This is a genomic window from Methylibium sp., assembly GCF_013817365.1.
GTDB lineage: Bacteria > Pseudomonadota > Gammaproteobacteria > Burkholderiales > Burkholderiaceae_C > Methylibium.
This window is the reverse complement of sequence record NZ_JACDCU010000581.1, coordinates 1-2,142: the sequence shown is the minus strand read 5'-3', so window position 1 is coordinate 2,142 and position 2,142 is coordinate 1. Positions and strand designations below refer to the sequence as shown.

General features: G+C 69.4%; 3 protein-coding genes. All 3 read left to right on the top strand.

The window, feature by feature from the left end; translation table 11 throughout:
- Positions 1-401: SUMF1/EgtB/PvdO family nonheme iron enzyme (locus H0W38_RS21595; RefSeq protein ID WP_292458079.1), on the top strand; the 401-nt coding region annotated here is incomplete at its 5' end.
- A 54-nt stretch (positions 402-455) separates the two neighbouring features.
- Complete coding sequence (locus H0W38_RS21590; RefSeq protein WP_292458077.1) at positions 456-1,322, top strand: putative selenate ABC transporter substrate-binding protein; 867 nt, start codon at positions 456-458, stop codon at positions 1,320-1,322.
- 25 nt (positions 1,323-1,347) lie between these two features.
- Positions 1,348-2,142 (top strand): phosphonate ABC transporter ATP-binding protein (locus H0W38_RS21585; RefSeq protein ID WP_292458075.1); only part of this gene is annotated, 795 nt, incomplete at its 3' end.

Genomic DNA, 2,142 nt, shown 5'->3' with positions numbered 1-2,142 from the left:
ATCCTGCGCAACCGGTCATCCACATCAACGCCTGGGAGGCCGAGGCCTATTGCCGCTGGGCCGGGCGCCGGCTGCCGAGCGCGGCCGAATGGGAGCATGCGGCGATGAGTGCGGCGCCTGCGGAGCCGGACCGTTCGGGCACGGGCTCGAGACCGAACGACGCTCGTGTCTTTCTCTGGGGCGACAGCGTCTGGGAATGGACGAGCGATGTGTTCGCGCCCTATCCCGGCTTCACGCCCGGGCCTTATCGCGAATACTCTGCCCCCTGGTTCGACACGCACCGCGAGTTGCGCGGCGGCGCTTTTGCCACTCACCGCCGCCTGCACGACCCGCGCTACCGCAACTTCTTTCTGCCCGAACGCACGGACCTGTTCACCGGCTTTCGCACGGCCGCGCTGTGAACCGGGCGCACGGGACCGATCCCGCTTTTCCTTCCCTCCCCACGACGACGACCCATGAAAAAACCCTCGCTCCTCGCCGCCCTGTTTTCACTGGCCCTGCTCTCAAGCGCGGCGCCGGTCTCGGGGCAAACCACCGTGCTGCGCGTCTCCGCCATTCCCGACGAAGCGCCCACCGAACTGCAGCGCAAGTTCAAGCCGCTCGGCGACTACCTGCAGAAGAAGACCGGCCTGCCCGTGCAGTTCACCCCGGTGACCGACTACGCAGCGGTGGTCGAAGGCCTCGCCAACAACAAGATCGATCTGGCCTGGCTCGGCGGCTTCACCTTCGTGCAGGCCAAGCTGCGCACCGACGGCAAGGCGCTGCCGATCGTGCAGCGCGCCGAAGACGAGAAGTTCACGAGCAAGTTCATCGTGCCGGCCTCGAGCCCCGTCAAGAGCCTGGCTGAACTGAAAGGCAAGACCTTCGCGTTCGGCTCGCCGTCGTCGACCTCGGGCCATTTGATGCCCCGTTTTTTCCTGACGCGTGAGGGCATCGAGCCCGACCGCGACTTCAAGGCCATCGCCTTTTCGGGCGCCCACGACGCGACCGTTGCCTTTGTCGCCGCCGGTCGCGCGCAAGCGGGTGTGCTCAACGCGTCCGTGATGGACAAGCTGATCGAGAGCGGCAACCCGAACGCCGCCAAGGTGCGCGTGATCGCCACCACGCCGCCCTACTACGACTACAACTGGACGGTTCGCCCGGGGCTGGACGCAGCCCTCACCAAGAAGCTGACCGAGGCCTTCCTCGATCTCGATCCGGCCAACCCGGAGCACAAGGAAATCCTGGGTCTGCAACGGGCCGCGAAGTTCATTCCCACCCAGGCGTCGAACTACGACGGCATCGAAGCCGCAGCGCGCGCGGCAGGGCTGATCAAGCCTTGACGGCTCCACGGCCGGAGCGTGCCCGATGAGCTTCGCGCTGGAGAGCGTCGGCCTCGTCCACCCCAACGGCCAGCGAGCGCTCAGAGACGTGAGCCTGAGCGCGGCGCCGGGCGAACGGCTGGCGATCATCGGCCCGTCGGGCGCCGGCAAGACCACGCTGCTGCGCGTGCTGGCCACCGCCCTGCGGCCGGGCGAGGGCCGGGCGCTGAGCCTGAGCGCCAATGCGTGGCAGCTCTCGGCTGCGGCGCTGCGCAAGCTGCGCGCACGCATCGGCGTCGTCCACCAGGCGCCGCCCATTCCGCCGCGGCTGCGGGTCGTCACCGCCGTGCTGGCCGGCCGGCTTGGCCGCTGGGGCACCGGCAGGGCGCTGGCCTCGCTGCTCTATCCGGGCGACATCGCCGGCGCGCGCGAAGCGCTGGCCCGGCTCGACATGGCCGACCGCCTGTTCGACCGCTGCGACCGCCTCTCCGGCGGACAGTTGCAGCGCGTGGGCATCGCCCGCGTGCTCTACCAGGCGCCCGAGCTGCTGCTGGCCGACGAGCCGGTCTCGGCGCTGGACCCGGCGCTGGCCGACGCTGCGGTGGGCCAGCTGATCGCGCACAGTGAAACGCAGGGCGCGACGCTGGTCGCATCGCTGCACGCCGTGGACCTGGCCTTGAAATGGTTCCCGCGCATCGTCGGCATGCGCGCCGGCGAACTGGCCTTCGACCTGCCGGCCGGGCGCGTCACGCGCGCCATGCTGCAGGAGCTCTACGCGACCGAAGGCACGGTGCTGCCGACGCAGTGCAACGACCCGGCGAAGATCACGCCTTTCGATCCG